This window comes from Bacteroidota bacterium, assembly GCA_039714315.1.
Classification (GTDB): Bacteria; Bacteroidota; Bacteroidia; order Flavobacteriales; family JADGDT01; genus JADGDT01.
Genome location: JBDLJM010000016.1, coordinates 1 through 15,474, shown reverse-complemented (window position 1 = coordinate 15,474; position 15,474 = coordinate 1). Strand labels below are relative to the sequence as shown.

Here is a 15,474-nt window from a genome sequence, read left to right as displayed (position 1 = left end):
TGTTATTTCGTGTACATAAACTACATATTTATGACAAAATTACGGAATACTATTAAGCTTAATGATAATAAACACATAAGAAATTACGTTATATAGAATTCTTGCCTAGTTTATTCTTATTTTTGTAAACGCAGAACGGATATATATAATATATTGCAACTAAAAATTAAAATAATGAAGAAAATCCTAAAACTTACTCTATTACTATCGATCATTGTTGGAATTGGTGCGGCATATGGTTTTTATAGCAGAAAACCAGATAAAGACAGGGTACTATTAGAGTTGGTTCAATATGTTTTAGAGGAGGGACATTACAGTCCGAGTAAGATGGACAATAATTTTTCACTGACATTTTACGATAACTACATAAAAAGCTTAGACTACTCTAAACGATATTTTCTTAAATCAGATATAGAGGAATTTGAACCATTCAACACCCTGATTGATGATCAGTTAAAATTCGGAGACTTAACATTTTTTGATTTAACCTATCAAAGAGTTTCAAAAAGAATTGAAGATGTGAAAGTTATTTACACGGATATTTTAAGTGAACCATTTGATTTTTCGAAAAAAGAATATTTAGAATCAAACACTGACAGTTTAGATTATGCAAACAGTCATGAGGAACTTGTAGACAGATGGAGGTTATACCTTAAATATAATGTTCTTGTAAGAATTTCTGATGCTGAAGAATCTCAGGAAAAAGAACTTAAAGATAATCCTGATTACAAGGCTAAAAGCTATGATGAAATTGAAAAAGAAGCCCGTGAGTCAGTCCTCAAAACTTTTGATGGTTGGAACGAAAGATTAATGGAACTGGATAGGGACGATTGGTTTTCGGTTTATTTAAATATTCTTACTTCGCAATTCGATCCTCACACAACATATTTTGCTCCACGCGACAAAGACAGGTTTGATCAGGATATGTCGGGTCAGCTGGAAGGAATTGGTGCCCGACTACAGTCGAAAGACGGGTATGTAACAATTATAGAGGTTATAAGCGGAAGTCCCGCATGGAAACAGGGAGATTTGGAAGTAGAGGATAAGATACTAAAAGTTGCCCAAGACAAGGGTGAGCCTGTAAACATTGTTGGAATGCGTCTTGATGATGCTGTAGATTTAATCAAAGGTAAAAAGGGAACTAAAGTCCGTTTATTTGTTAAGAAACTTGATGGAAGCAAGAAAGAAATACTTATAACAAGAGATGTAGTTGAAATTGAGGAAACTTTTGCCAAAAGCGCTATAATCCAAAAAAACGGAATGAAATTCGGCATTATTAATCTACCGAAGTTTTATATAAACTTCATGGACAAGAATGCGAGAAATGCGGGTGACGATGTAGAAAAGGAAGTTAAATATCTTAAAAAAGAAGGAGTAGAAGGAATCATTTTAGACTTAAGAAATAACGGAGGAGGATCGCTGCAAACTGCGGTAAAGATGTCCGGTCTGTTTATAAAAGAAGGTCCGATTGTACAGGTGAAATCGAGAGATAAAAAACCTCAGATTCTTAAAGATGAAAGTTCCGATATACTTTGGGACGGACCTCTTGTTGTAATGGTTAACGAATATTCTGCCTCTGCTTCGGAGATTTTGGCAGCTGCTCTTAAAGATTACGGAAGAGCAATTATTATTGGAAGTGATCATACCTATGGTAAAGGAACTGTTCAAAACATATGGGATTTGGACAGACTGATAAATCCAAGATTAGAGGTAAAACCACTGGGATCGTTAAAACTAACTATTCAGAAGTTTTACAGGATAGATGGTGGTGCCACACAATTAAAAGGTGTTAAATCGGATATTCCTCTACCGGACAGGTACACTTATCTCAACGTTGGAGAAAAAGAACAGGAAAACCCAATGCCATGGGATACTATTTCTCCTTTAAAATATGATAAGTGGACCTTAAAACACGATATTAACTTTATTAAATCTAAAAGTGCAAAACGCGTTGCTAATTCAGAACAATTTAGTCTGATTGACGAGAATGCAAAGTGGTTAAAAAACAGACGTGAGAACGATAAAATAGCCTTAGATATAGAAAGCTTCAAAAAAGAGAATAATGAATTCGAGAAAGAAGTTGCTAAATTTAAACCTATTAACAAATACGACAACAGACTTACTTTTGTATCACCACAAAACGAAATTAAGCTAATTGAAAATGATACTGTACTGGCAATGAAAAGAGAATCGTGGCATAAACTTCTTAAGAAAGATGCTTATGTTGAAGAAGCAGTTAACGTATTGAAGGATTTACGATAGAGTAATAAAGTACAAAGTCTAAAGTCTAAAGTACAAAGTGTACTTTAGACTTTAGACTTTAAATTTTGGGCAAAAAAAAAGCCCATCACTCATGACAGGCTATTACTTTGTAAAAAAAAGTGAGTGTAAATATTAAATTACTTTAACATTAACTGCGTTCATTCCTCTTTTACCTTCTTTTAAATCAAATTCTACAACATCACCTTCACGGATTTCGTCTACTAAACCTGAAATGTGTACAAAATGTTCTTTACTTGTACCGTCTTCTGTAATGAATCCAAAACCTTTAGACTCGTTGAAGAATTTTACTGTGCCTTTAATCATTTTACTCTAAAATTAAATAATATTATTTGCTACAAATGTATGTAAATAATATTATCTAACAGAATTTTGTGGTTTTTTTTTACAAATTGCTTTTTTTACAGGGTATATATCATGAAAACACCAGCTATAGCAGAGTTTTTATTTATCGATGTACTAGAAGAACAAACAGAAAAATGCTAAATTATTAATTATACCTCTTCAATATATCATTATAATTTTCTGTATTTCAGTAAAATATACATCTACAAAGTAACGTTCATATTAATATTGTTTTGCTGTAGCAAGTATATACTTCAACCAAGGATTATTCGCAAATAATTATATTTTGCACTCATAATTACTTCGCAATTGAAGCGGCAGATTTTGAGTAGCCAATGCTGCAAAAACTCTATTGAAAAGCCTGATGCCTTCGAGGAAGGTGACCAAATGGATAAAAAAAAGCCTTGACTCTCCAATAAGAAAATCAAGACCTGAATATAATATTATCTTAAATGCTACTCGTTTAACTTAAGAACTGCCATAAATGCTGATTGCGGCACTTCTACATTACCGATCTGACGCATCTTTTTCTTCCCTTTCTTTTGTTTTTCCAGGAGCTTACGTTTACGCGAGATATCACCTCCATAACATTTTGCTGTTACATCTTTTCGAAGTGCTTTTACGGTTTCACGCGAAATAATCTTGGCACCAATAGCTGCCTGAATAGCAATATCGAATTGTTGACGGGGAATAAGCTTGCGCAGCTTCTCACACATCTTCTTCCCTATATTATAAGCATTGTCTTTGTGTATCAGGGCTGATAAGGCATCAACATTATCCCCGTTAATCAAAATATCTACTTTAACCAAATGAGATTCTTTCTTGCCTATTGGCGAATAATCGAATGATGCATATCCACGGGAAATAGTCTTCAACCTGTCGTAAAAATCAAATACAATCTCTGCAAGAGGCAGGTGGAATGTTAACTCAACCCTGTCAGGAGTGAGATAAACCTGATTTCTCATCTCACCGCGTTTCTCGATACAAAGTCCGATAACGGCTCCTACATAATCTGCTTTGGTAATAATTGAGGCAGTAATATAAGGTTCCTCAACCCTGTTCATTACAGTAGAATCAGGCAAGTCTGAAGGATTATTAACTTTTATAGGTGTATCAGGCTCCTTATTAAGGTAGGCTGTATAACCAACATTAGGAACAGTAGTTATAACAGTCATATCAAACTCACGTTCCAGACGCTCCTGAATGATTTCCAGGTGGAGCATTCCAAGAAAGCCACAACGAAAGCCAAAACCTAAAGCCGCTGACGACTCTGCTTCGTATGTAAGTGATGCATCGTTTAGCTGAAGCTTTTCCAAAGAATTTCTCAATTCTTCAAAATCATCGTTAACTACAGGATAAATCCCGGCAAAAACCATTGGTTTCACATCCTCAAAACCTTCAATAGCTTCTTCTGTAGGATTCAGTGCATCGGTAATGGTATCACCAACCTTTACATCGAGAGCTTCCTTTATACCGGAGATAATATATCCAACATCGCCTGTACCGATAGTTTTTCTCGGAACCTGTTCAAGTTTAAGAGTACCGATTTCATCGGCAAAATATTCTTTATCTGTTGCCAGAAATTTCACTTTCTGACCTTTCTTTATCGAACCGTTAATAACACGGAAATAAGCTTCAATACCTCTAAACTGATTAAATACAGAATCGAAAACCAAAGCCTGTAATGGTGCATCCGGATCTCCTTCGGGAGCCGGCACTCTTTCTATTATCGCATCAAGAATATCCTGAATACCCAGTCCTGTTTTAGCACTGGCGCGTATAACATCCTCGGGTTCACAGTCAATTAGATTGACGATATCATCTGTAACTTCTTCAGGATTAGCACTGGGAAGATCTACTTTATTAAGAACCGGAATGATTTCAAGATCATTATCTAAAGCCAAATACAAATTCGAAATTGTCTGTGCCTGAATACTCTGTGCGGCATCAACAATAAGAAGAGCTCCCTCGCAAGCCGCTATAGAACGCGAAACTTCGTACGAAAAATCCACATGCCCGGGAGTATCAATTAGGTTTAGAACGTATTCTTCTCCTTTATACATGTACTCCATTTGAATAGCATGACTCTTTATCGTAATACCCCTCTCCCTTTCGAGATCCATATTATCGAGCAATTGATCCTGCTTTTCACGATCCGTAACAGTACTTGTATATTCTAACATTCTGTCGGCCAAAGTACTTTTACCATGGTCGATATGTGCAATTATGCAAAAATTCCTAATTCTCTTCATTCCTAAAATTTGATTTGCAAAATTACTCATTATTAATGTATGTGCAAAACTAATAATTAGCCGATTATATTTTATGCAAACTCTTTACATTAATAACACAGATTACAGACCTGTATAACATTATACAAACAGGTCCCCATTTTTAATAAAAGCCCACAAATCAAAAAGGGAATCACTGCTTCAAAGAATTCGCACTTTTGCGTTTCTCCCAAACCGTGTATAGAAAAAATAATAATGAGAATGACATTAAAACAGAAAACAATAATGACGGTATGGATATATTATCAGAAACGACCGATTCGGTCTCTACCGGAAACTTAAAAAATATTAACAGTAAACTCGCATTATTAATAAAATGTGCAAGTATAGCCAACCAAATATTCTCAGTATAAAAATATATATATCCTAATATTAAACCCAGAAATATTATTGGCAAAACACCTCTTACATTAAAATGCATTACTCCAAACACGATAGCTGTCACCCAAATTGAGAGATGAAACCTCCCACTTACTTTGTACAACAACCGCTGAATAATTGCCCTAAAAAATAACTCTTCGCCAATTGCCGGTAAAATTGCAATGATGAAAATATTTATTAATAACTTGTCAATAGAGTCTGCCCTGGCCAAGAGCAAAGTTTTTTCAGCGATTAGATCAGAAGTAGAAATCACATACTCGCCAAGTTTGCCTAAAAAACTCAAATCTATTGTACTATTGAGTATTGCCAACCACGAAACTATAGGTCTAACAACTATAATTAAAACAACTGTACTCAACAGTGTGGAGTTTGAAATACGAAATTTAGAAAAAGTCAGACCAAATCTGTCATTCAATAAATACCTAAAAATTAAAGGGGGAATAAGAAAAATCCCAATGGTACTAAAAGGCTGATTGAATCTTAAAAAACGGATTTCGTCCTCCATTGACAACATTGATAAAGTAAATGAGGAATCAAAAACATTTATGTCAAGAAATAAAATGGACAATAATTTACCCAGTAATCCAAATAGCTGTGCACTAATTATTGTAACGACAATAAAGACAAGAAATTGGTACCTTTTTCCGGACTGATCAATTTTCAACATTGTTTATGTTATTTAAAGCCCAGTTTATCTTTAAAAGCTCCCCATAATAAAGTACCGATTAAGGCAGCTCCACTACCGGATAAAATATCATTTCTACCAAAATTAGTATCCTTAAAATAATCAACTCCTACTGTAAGGACAAATAATATTATGAATACTCTGACATCAAATTTTTTCAACAACTCCATTTTTACGACAGTTTACTATTTATACCAAATAAATTATTGTTTTAGATTTCAGACAAACTTAGATAAAATATTACAAATAGTAAGTTCAGGAAAACATGTGTAAGAAAAATATTATGCACTGAAAATAGAGGTATATAAATAATTAGATAAGTGTTTGATATACATATATCTATCCAAAGTAATTTTGTAGGAAAGCATAATAATATACCCAGTACTGGGTATTTCGGACAAAAACATCTTATACCCCCTGTAAAATAAGGCATATTAAAAGTAAACACCCTATTCTAAACCTAAGATTCTATATATTTTACTTCAATAATTAAAGACTAACAAGTACGTAAGTTAAGACTACGGAAAGCGTAAAAGAATATTCTTACAAGACTTTAACTTTTATAATTATCGCCGGTATAATAACATTATTAATTTTGGTATGATCACTAATTAGCCGTTAACCTTAACCATTAATTTAATGTTGTTTAATCTTAAATAACAATCCTTGATATGAAAAAAATTCTGATACTAATTGCGTTTATCGCCATCACATCTGTGTCATATGGTCAGTCAAAACTATATGGAGGATTAGCTTATTCGAATGTTGGACCTAAAGCTGAATTTGGTTTGACAGAGTATTTCGATGAAGGAGGTTTCATGATTAAAACATCTGCAAGTTACTCATATGAGTACAACCACGAATTCACTGCAATAGATGGTGTAATAACAAATTCTGACATACACCACCTTAGTATTGCATCGGTTATTCTTTTTAATGTTGGTAACTTTGATTTAGGTGGAGGATTCGCATACAGATTTTTCCTGCCTTCGGCTGCAGGAAGTGTGGGGCTTGAATTAGCTGCACTCTATCACATTAATGAAAAATACGACATACAACTCGCTTTGGACAGAACCGTCAGCGGATCAAATTTTGCGTCCATTGGAGTTAACTTTAATATATTCTAGAGTGGGATCTAGTTTTTTTTACGCTAAAATGAGCTTCTGTAACCGGAAGCTCATTTTTATTTTAGCCTATTTCTTTTTTCACCTAAGCTAAATTAATCACACATCACTTACAACTTTAGCTCGCTGGCACTCCGTTTTACTTTTTACTTTTTACTTTTTACTTTTTACTTTTTACTTTTTACTTTTTACTTTTTACTGGTTGCCCTCCCCGGAAAACAGACTTGATACATAATTACTCGATGTACTTAGCTTCTTTTTGTAAATTTGCCTGAAAATAGCGCAATAATGAAAATTGAAAATATAGACCTGGGTAAATACCCCCTTTTTTTAGCCCCGATGGAAGATGTTACTGATCCTCCATTTAGAAGACTTTGCAAACAGTTTGGGGTTGATATGCTTTACACTGAGTTTATATCGTCTGAAGGATTGATACGTGATGCTGAAAAGAGTAAGGTAAAGCTTGATATATTTGAATACGAGCGTCCGGTAGCTATTCAGATTTTTGGAGCCAACCCTGACGTTATGGCACAAACAACCAAAATAGTTGAGCAGGCAAAACCTGATGTTATTGATATAAATTGGGGCTGTCCTGTTAAAAAAGTTGTGGCTAAAGGTGCAGGATCAGCAATACTGAAGGATATCAACAAAATGGTTGAAGTGACCAAAGCTGTTGTTGATGCCACAGATTTACCGGTAACTATTAAAACCCGTCTGGGATGGGAACATGGCCATGATGTCACTTTAGAGGTAGCAGAAAGGATGCAGGAGATCGGAGTAAAAGCTCTGGCTTATCACGGACGTACAAGAACCCAAATGTATAAGGGAGAAGCTAACTGGGAACCTATTATTAAGCTTAAACAAAATAAGAATATAGAAATACCTATTATTATAAACGGTGATATTGATACTCCTGAGAAGGCAAAAATGCTTTTCGAAGATCACAACCTAGACGGTGTAATGATCGGAAGGGCAGCCATCGGTAATCCATGGATTTTTAGAGAGGTAAAGCACTATATAGAAACGGGGGAGCACCATGCCCAGCCAACTATGAAAGAGAGAGTAGATGCTGCCAGAAATCATTTGCAGTGGGAGATAGAATGGAAAGGAGAATTACTTGGAGTAAGGGAAATGAGAAGGCATTACACAAATTACTTTAAGGGACTTCCAAATATTAAAGAGCATCGGATGAGGATGGTTACAGAGGATGATCCTGAAATGATATATAAAGAGCTGGATACTGTTCTGGATAAATATTTTGATTTTTTTAGCTAGATAAAAATGAATAAATACTTTATGATAAAACTTCCCCTCTAATCAAACACTAATGGCTTTGACTAGAGGGGAAGTTTATTTTCCAATCACCAAAACAGATAATTTTATCGAAGAAATGATTTTATAAAAAGATTCATACTCTTAGTAACAACTAACTCAGTACGTCCTCCCTCTTCTCTGCTCATTTCATCTATCAGCTTCAGAGCATTATCAATATCTTTTACCGGAATTTTATCTTCCTCGATTAGTCTAAATCCAATTCTTCCGAGTTTACTCAGATTCCTGGATTTTTGTTCTATTTCATTAAGTATTGGAGAAGCTGATAAACTCTTTTCAACCTTAGAATGATTCGATTCCCAAATCGCAAAAATATCCTTTAGCTTCCTGATATTTTCTTCATTCTTTTCTGAAATAAAACTCTTCACAGCTTCATCAAATTCTCTGGCTCCTTTTGCGTCGGCCACACAGGCATCAGCAAATTTTGTAAAGGGAGAATATGACTTATACATTGTTCCTCCGGGGTTTCTTGTATATATTTTCAGTGGTTCACAAACATCAACAAGTACTTTTATTGCTTCTGTATTTGTATTGTTTGAAATATTTCTAATTATAACATCCTGATTTCTTATATGCTGAGAACCTATCATCTCTAGTCTGTTTGATGCTATGTCCAATCGGCGGTACATATCATCAGTATCCTTTGTTTTTTCCTTAGGCGACCAAAATTTTTCGGCTATTGCAGCTGCTCTGGGCCAAACTCTTGAATCAAGGGTAAGGGGGGTAATTAATTCGCTCCACATAGTGGCCTCTCCCCCGAGAATCATATTTTTCTGCTCATCGGTCAGATCAGAATCATCAGCTACAAACTTCGTGTTATAATGTGATTTTGCAGGCAGCATCAAATCAATATAAAAGCCATTTGACAGAATTGCGCGATAACCGCCTTTAACAGCTTTCTCTAATGATTCTCCGGCCTTCATACCTTCATTAACTCCCCGCCATGAGTGTATAAGTGCGCTTTTTGGGATATATTCTGATTGTATTTCCTCCCATCCCATCATTTCCTTACCGTATTTCTTTAAAATATCATAAAGTTTAACATTAAAATAGGCCTGTAACCCATGAGGATTATCTATATTTTTCTCCTTCATAAAGGAGGTTATTTTTGGATTTGACAACCAATCTTCACCTTCCGTTTCATCTCCGCCAATGTGAAAATACTTATCGGGAAACAACTCCGTCATTTCTCGTATTACATCGTCCAATACCTCGTAGGTAAGAGGATTTGTCGGATCCAATACCGGTTTAAAAATCCCCGCATTCCTTTCAAGAGTATAGCTTGTATCCTTACTTGCAATTTGTGGCAATACAGTTAATATTGCTGTTCCGTGCCCCGGAACATCTATTTCGGGGATAACTCTTATACCTCTGTCTCCGGCGTACTTTACTATATCTCTGATTTGAGCTTTAGTATAGTAATTACCATCCGAACCTTTTTTATGTATAGGATGTGAATCAAGTTCTACCCTAAAACCCTGATCATCGGAAAGGTGCCAGTGAAAAACATTCATTTTCACAGATGCCATCAAATCTATATTACGCTTCAAATCGCCAATGGGCATAAAATGGCGGGCTACATCAAACATAATACCTCTCCATGCAAAACGGGGAGAATCATTTATCGATATAAGAGGTAATACATATTTCCCTTCCCTGCTATCTACAAGCTGATATAATGTTTCTAAGGCATATTGAGCCCCAAAATCTGTTTCTGCATCTATTACAACTCCTTTTTCGGTAATTGAAAGAGAGTAAGATTCATCTTCTCCAACTTCTAGTTTTCCTTTTCTTTTTACTTTTACAACTGCATCCCCATTTCCTGAAACATTTTCTTTATTAAGAATTCCCTGATCAAAGAAAATACCAGTTTTATTGTCAATGCGTCTGAGGATTCTGTTCGAATATTTTATCAGCCTGTCTGATTTATATCCTTCGATACTTATGGAAAAATCTTTTTTCAATACATAAGCTCCATCTCCATAACTAATTGCCGCAGGTAAGGGCATCAGATCACTACTACGCCCTTTATTTTGAGCATAGCCAAATGCAACAGCAAAAAGCAATATGCCGATTACTAGTTTTCTCATAATGGTATATAAATATTTAACGTGAAATGCTCCGGTCGGGTAAATAGAGTCAACACTTTATTAAAAAGGGCGCTGGATAAACGCCCTTTTCCTATTAATAATAACTAACTGTATTATTAAAGACTATTTAATTACTAAGGTTTTAGTCAACATCCCACCATAGAGCTGTTGCTCCATTGTCGGGACCTCCTAGTTTATTAACTGCTTCGTTATAACCATCAGGATTATTAGTTTTCTCTGTTACAGAAAAATTCAATCTCTTAATTCCATTATCAGAATCAATCACACCCTGACTATTATTAATGACTAATGGGAACAAAACCGGATAACCTGTTCTTCGGTACTCAGTCCATGCTTCATTTCCTTCGGGGAACATTGCTATCCATTTTTGAGTGATTATTTTCTGAAGTTTAATATCATCATCAGTCGCATCATCCCATTTCGGAGAAACTTTATTCATATATTCAGAATCAGATGCAACACTATTTGTTGAATTCTTCACATCAACATATTCTGCAGGCATTAGATCGCTTTCCAGATAATCTGATGCATCCAATCCCCATTGAGAAAATGACTCATTAACACCTGATTCATATAAAGAGGATGCTGTTCCTTCCATATTCCAACCATTCAAAGCTCCTTCTGCTCTTAAAAAGAATACCTCGGCCGATGTCATAAGTACTACCGGCTCGGTAGGTGAGAAGTTCACCAAAGAATGTCCTCCATAAGTTCCTTTAGCATCAATTTCAATACCCTGACGAATTCCTTTATATTCATTAGTAATTGTTTCATCAGTAACATTTGCAAAGAATTTGGAAATTCTAGGATCGTTATATCCGGTAAGAATTGATTCCATTTCAGCACTCATTGCAATATCTCCCCACGACCCGCTAATTGCGGCTAAAGGATGAGTATAACCGGGAGCAATAACCTGAGCAATCTCTCCTTCGGTAAATACTCCATTAGCAATCGCTTTCTCGGCTTGTTCCTGTGCAAGAGCCGGGCTGACTTTAGAAATTCGCATTGCTAAACGTAATCGTAATGAGTTGGCAAATTTTGCCCACAAATCATAATCTCCTCCAAAAAAATTATCAAATCTGGCAAATGGTTTAGCATCAGGATTTGCGGCAACAAAACTTTTAAGCGTTTCATCAGCCATATCTAAATCGGAAAAGAAGGCATTATATAATTCAGGTTCTGAATCGTACTCACCACCGGTAGCACTTTCCCCATAATGAGTATAAATAACCGGACCATACTGAGCAGAAACCCTTGAAAGAGCAAGAACTTTTAGCACTTTTGCCACGGCATTAAAATGCAAATACTTATCATTGTCTGTAAGATCTTCAACAGACTTTAATGCGGGCATCATAAACCAATATGTATAATCCCAGGCTGATGCATTCCACCCATCGACTAATGCATAGTTTGTATTATTAATATTCCCGGCAAAAGGAGTTGGCGTCATCATGTATCCCGAAAAAATATCGGCATTTAAATTTTGCATTATTTGAAAAGGCCAGTTGGTACCCCAGCCCCAGTTATAATTACTGTAAATCATTTGTTGCATTTGAGGAAAGTATCCCCCAATATGATTGTAATCGAATTGAGCCTGCTCTTCGGTTACTCCGGAATAATCTGTATTGTATTCTTCGAAATTCTTTGTACACGACGACATTAAAGTAGCTGTGCCAACAATAAGAATACTCAATTTATTTTTTAATATTTTCTTCATTAGTTTCAATTTTATATTGATTAGCTAATCAAACTTTTCTAATTAGAAGTTAACTTTAAGATTAGCTCCTATGCTTCTTGTACTCGGCATCCCATAAACATCAACACCTTGTAAACCATTACCTGTTGAGTAACTTGCATCAGGATCGAATGGTGCTTCATTGTATAGGAAGAATAAGTTTCTGGCAACAATTGAAAAACTTGCTCCCTTCATAAACCCTGTTTTTTTGCTAACTTCTTTAGGAAGCGTATATCCAAAAGACAATTCTCTAAGTCTGATATTTGTTCCCGAATAAGAATAATACTCAGTTACACCGGCACGGCCACCAACTGTTTCATAGAATCCCTGAACATCCGTTACTTTTGTTCCTTCCAACATTACATAACCTTTATCTCTGGCATCGGCTGAAGCCTTTGAGGTTCCATATAAGTCTATTTCAGCCTGTGTTATTGAGATTACATCTCCTCCTATTCTTGCATCAATTAAGAAGTTGAGATTAAAGTTTCTGAAGTTAAATGAATTACTCCATCCAATATTAAATTTAGGATTTGGATTCCCGATATATTCGAAATCAGTTCCTTTTAAAGGTAAACCGGTTTCATTGTCGAACATAATTTTTCCGGCATCGTCTCTTTGAAACTTAATACCGTAAATATCGCCATACGATCCTCCCTCTTCCATCTGCATCCAATATGAGTTACTTCCCGGGTTTCCAAAAGAAAATGCCGGAAGGTCTTCATGAAGTTCAAGTACTGTGTTTTTGTTTGAAGAATAGTTGAAAGTAGTATTCCAATAAAAATCTTCAGAAGCTACCGGTGTGATTCCAAGTATAACTTCTATCCCCTTGTTCTCTATATTTCCGGCATTTACAAAATAGAATGAATAACCCGATCCTGCAGGCGCCGGTAATTGGAAGAACTGATTAATAGTATTTGTTTTATACCATGTAAGATCTAAACTAATTCTGTTGTCAAACATGCCAAATTCCCCTCCAAATTCCAGTGAATTTGTAATTTCAGGTTTAAGATCTTCGAATGGCTGGTATAGAACGTTATTTAAATTCCCGTTGATAATATCTCGTTGTTTTCTACTTACGTATGGTGGAATATCATTACCTACTGAACTTAATGCTCCTCTAAGTTTTACCATTGAAACAGATTCCGGCATTTTGATCATATCACTCACAACGGCCGTTAAACCAACAGATGGGTAAAAGAAACCACTTTCCATACTGTTTGTATATGCCAAAGATGAAGACCAGTCGTTACGTGCAGTAACATCAAAGAACAAATAATCTTTATAAGATACCTGAGCTGTTGCAAAAACTGATTGTTCCTGAGTATGAAGTTTTGTCTCCTCAACATAAGGGTTAGTTATATTCGCCATGTTAAACACATTTGCCATGTTCAAACCAGTTGGATGTGAATCCTGACGCAATGCGTCCTGCTGATAATCATTGATACTTGTTCCAACAGAAGCAACAACTCCAACGTCGCCCCATGTCTTGTTAAAGTTTAATAAAACATCAGAATATAGTAATGTTTGACGATCGGTAAAATGTATATATCTTCCATTTTCACCCGCTAATGCTGGAGCTGTAGTTGCCCAGGCACCATTTTCATATCTGTCGGAAATAAAATCCATATTTCCACGTGCCTGAATATTTAAAAACTCGTTAAATTCATACTTCAGAGTAAGGTTTGTTATAAAACGTGTTCTCTTATCTGTAGAAAAATATTTATTTGTTAACCACCATGGATTTTGATCCATATCTCCTAAGCCTGAATGCCAGTTCTGAACAGGCATATTTCTATCTGTACTATAAACAGCATAATTATTTCTGTAATCAGAAATATCATTCCCTCTTGCAAATTTATACAGACCTGTTAGAGGGTTAAAGTACATTCCTCCTGCTACAGGACGGTTTTCCATTTTCTGGGAAAGAGCATTAATATTTCCATCGATTGTTAACTTATCTGACAACTTAGTTGTTGCTCTAATGTTAAAATTATGCTTGTTTAATCCGCTATTTTCAACTACTCCCTTGTTACTTGTATTAGCATAAGAGAAGTAAGTTTGTGTTTTTTCTCCACCTTTCGAAACTGACAAAGAGTTTATGGCAGTAACACCAGTTTGGAAAAAATCTTCCGGATTATAACCGGAATTATTTGTTTTTGCTCCCCAACTGCTTCCTCCTAAAGCACCTTCGTATGAGTTTTGAAATTCAGGTACAGTTATTACATTATCAAAAGTAAGGTTTGATGAAAAGTTTACATCAGTTCTACCGCTTACTCCTTTTTTTGTAGTGATAACGATAACTCCATTTGCTGCCTGTGATCCATAAAGTGCCGCAGCTGCAGGCCCTTTCAAAACACTCATGCTTTTAATATCATCAGGATTAAGGTTCGAGATACCATCACCTGCATCCCTTCCTCCTGCATCGTTTGATCCTCCAAAAGTAGTAGAAGGCTGATCAGCAGAATTGTTTATCATCGGTATACCATCTATAACATATAAAGGTTGGTTTGTTCCGGTCGCAGACTTGTTACCTCTAATAGTAACTTTTGTTGAACCGCCAACACCGGAAGATGATCTTGTAATCTGAACCCCTGCAGTTTTTCCTGCCAAGGTATTCATCATGTTTGCATCTTTAGTCCTTGTTAGCTCGTCGCCATTTACCTGTTGAGTAGAATACGTAAGTCCTTTTGCCTTTTTCTCAATCCCCAAAGCAGTCACAACAACCTCATCAAGAGATTTAGCATCTACCTGTAATGCAACATCAACATTCGTCTTACCCGAAATATCAACAGCCTGTGTTACATAACCCATAAATGAGAATTCCAAAATTGTAGCACCTTCCGGCATTTCAATTTCATAATTCCCGTCGAAATCTGTAGTTACACCTACAGAGGTTCCCTTTGCAACAACATTTACCCCCGGCAAAGTTGTTCCATCAGAAGCATCGCTTACTGTACCTGTTACATTCTGAGCCCATGAAACTGCTGTCATGGAAAACATCAAAAATGCAATCAGTTGTAATGTTCTTTTCATAAATAGTCTTTTGTTTTGTTAGATTTTATGTACTCCTATTTTTTTATATAGTGTGATGAATACGATACGAATGTGCAACATCATAAATATTTTTAAAAAAAATATCGACGGAGGGTCTACGAGAATAGATATACATCTGTTTGATTTCGACAAATGTATT

Annotated in this window: 10 protein-coding genes; 3 read left to right on the top strand and 7 right to left on the bottom strand. The window is 35.6% G+C overall.

The window, feature by feature from the left end:
* Positions 1-174: 174 nt before the first annotated feature.
* On the top strand, positions 175-2,262 hold the full coding sequence (locus tag ABFR62_03310; GenBank protein MEN8137436.1) for a carboxy terminal-processing peptidase: 2,088 nt from the start codon (positions 175-177) through the stop codon (positions 2,260-2,262).
* A gap of 132 nt (positions 2,263-2,394) precedes the next feature.
* Here ABFR62_03310 and ABFR62_03305 read toward each other — a convergent pair whose 3' ends face one another.
* The 4 genes from ABFR62_03305 to ABFR62_03290 all read right to left on the bottom strand — a co-directional run bounded on the left by ABFR62_03305 (position 2,395) and on the right by ABFR62_03290 (position 6,152).
* The gene (locus ABFR62_03305) at positions 2,395-2,586 is read right to left on the bottom strand and encodes a cold shock domain-containing protein (protein ID MEN8137435.1); all 192 of its coding nucleotides are present in this window, start codon (positions 2,584-2,586) and stop codon (positions 2,395-2,397) included.
* Between the two features lie 494 nt (positions 2,587-3,080).
* Positions 3,081-4,877: a translation elongation factor 4 gene (lepA, locus tag ABFR62_03300; GenBank protein ID MEN8137434.1), complete on the bottom strand. Its 1,797-nt coding sequence runs from the start codon at positions 4,875-4,877 to the stop codon at positions 3,081-3,083.
* A 172-nt stretch (positions 4,878-5,049) separates the two neighbouring features.
* The gene (locus ABFR62_03295; GenBank protein ID MEN8137433.1) at positions 5,050-5,655 is read right to left on the bottom strand and encodes a CPBP family intramembrane glutamic endopeptidase; all 606 of its coding nucleotides are present in this window, start codon (positions 5,653-5,655) and stop codon (positions 5,050-5,052) included.
* Positions 5,656-5,972: 317 nt separating this feature from the next.
* Entirely contained in the window at positions 5,973-6,152 is a 180-nt protein-coding gene (locus ABFR62_03290) for a hypothetical protein (GenBank protein ID MEN8137432.1), read from the bottom strand.
* A gap of 501 nt (positions 6,153-6,653) precedes the next feature.
* Here ABFR62_03290 and ABFR62_03285 point away from each other — a divergent pair.
* Positions 6,654-7,109, top strand: coding sequence for a hypothetical protein (locus ABFR62_03285; protein MEN8137431.1), 456 nt, complete (start codon positions 6,654-6,656; stop codon positions 7,107-7,109).
* A gap of 282 nt (positions 7,110-7,391) precedes the next feature.
* The gene (dusB, locus tag ABFR62_03280) at positions 7,392-8,381 is read left to right on the top strand and encodes a tRNA dihydrouridine synthase DusB (GenBank protein MEN8137430.1); all 990 of its coding nucleotides are present in this window, start codon (positions 7,392-7,394) and stop codon (positions 8,379-8,381) included.
* A 104-nt stretch (positions 8,382-8,485) separates the two neighbouring features.
* Here dusB and ABFR62_03275 read toward each other — a convergent pair whose 3' ends face one another.
* From ABFR62_03275 to ABFR62_03265, 3 genes are all read right to left on the bottom strand, one after another.
* On the bottom strand, positions 8,486-10,528 hold the full coding sequence (locus ABFR62_03275; GenBank protein MEN8137429.1) for a family 20 glycosylhydrolase: 2,043 nt from the start codon (positions 10,526-10,528) through the stop codon (positions 8,486-8,488).
* Positions 10,529-10,670: 142 nt separating this feature from the next.
* The gene (locus ABFR62_03270) at positions 10,671-12,263 is read right to left on the bottom strand and encodes a RagB/SusD family nutrient uptake outer membrane protein (protein ID MEN8137428.1); all 1,593 of its coding nucleotides are present in this window, start codon (positions 12,261-12,263) and stop codon (positions 10,671-10,673) included.
* A 42-nt stretch (positions 12,264-12,305) separates the two neighbouring features.
* Positions 12,306-15,314, bottom strand: a complete 3,009-nt coding sequence (locus ABFR62_03265) for a SusC/RagA family TonB-linked outer membrane protein (protein ID MEN8137427.1) — start codon at positions 15,312-15,314, stop codon at positions 12,306-12,308.
* Positions 15,315-15,474 lie beyond the last annotated feature (160 nt).

Excerpts from the sequence above, each read along its gene's own strand:
- ABFR62_03310 (MEN8137436.1), top strand. The coding sequence starts at position 175 with ATGAAGAAAATCCTAAAACTTACTCTATTACTATCGATCATTGTTGGA.
- ABFR62_03305 (MEN8137435.1), bottom strand. The coding sequence starts at position 2,586 with ATGATTAAAGGCACAGTAAAATTCTTCAACGAGTCTAAAGGTTTTGGA.
- lepA (MEN8137434.1), bottom strand. The coding sequence starts at position 4,877 with ATGAAGAGAATTAGGAATTTTTGCATAATTGCACATATCGACCATGGT.
- ABFR62_03290 (MEN8137432.1), bottom strand. The coding sequence starts at position 6,152 with ATGGAGTTGTTGAAAAAATTTGATGTCAGAGTATTCATAATATTATTT.
- ABFR62_03285 (MEN8137431.1), top strand. The coding sequence starts at position 6,654 with ATGAAAAAAATTCTGATACTAATTGCGTTTATCGCCATCACATCTGTG.
- ABFR62_03275 (MEN8137429.1), bottom strand. The coding sequence starts at position 10,528 with ATGAGAAAACTAGTAATCGGCATATTGCTTTTTGCTGTTGCATTTGGC.
- ABFR62_03270 (MEN8137428.1), bottom strand. The coding sequence starts at position 12,263 with ATGAAGAAAATATTAAAAAATAAATTGAGTATTCTTATTGTTGGCACA.
- ABFR62_03265 (MEN8137427.1), bottom strand. The coding sequence starts at position 15,314 with ATGAAAAGAACATTACAACTGATTGCATTTTTGATGTTTTCCATGACA.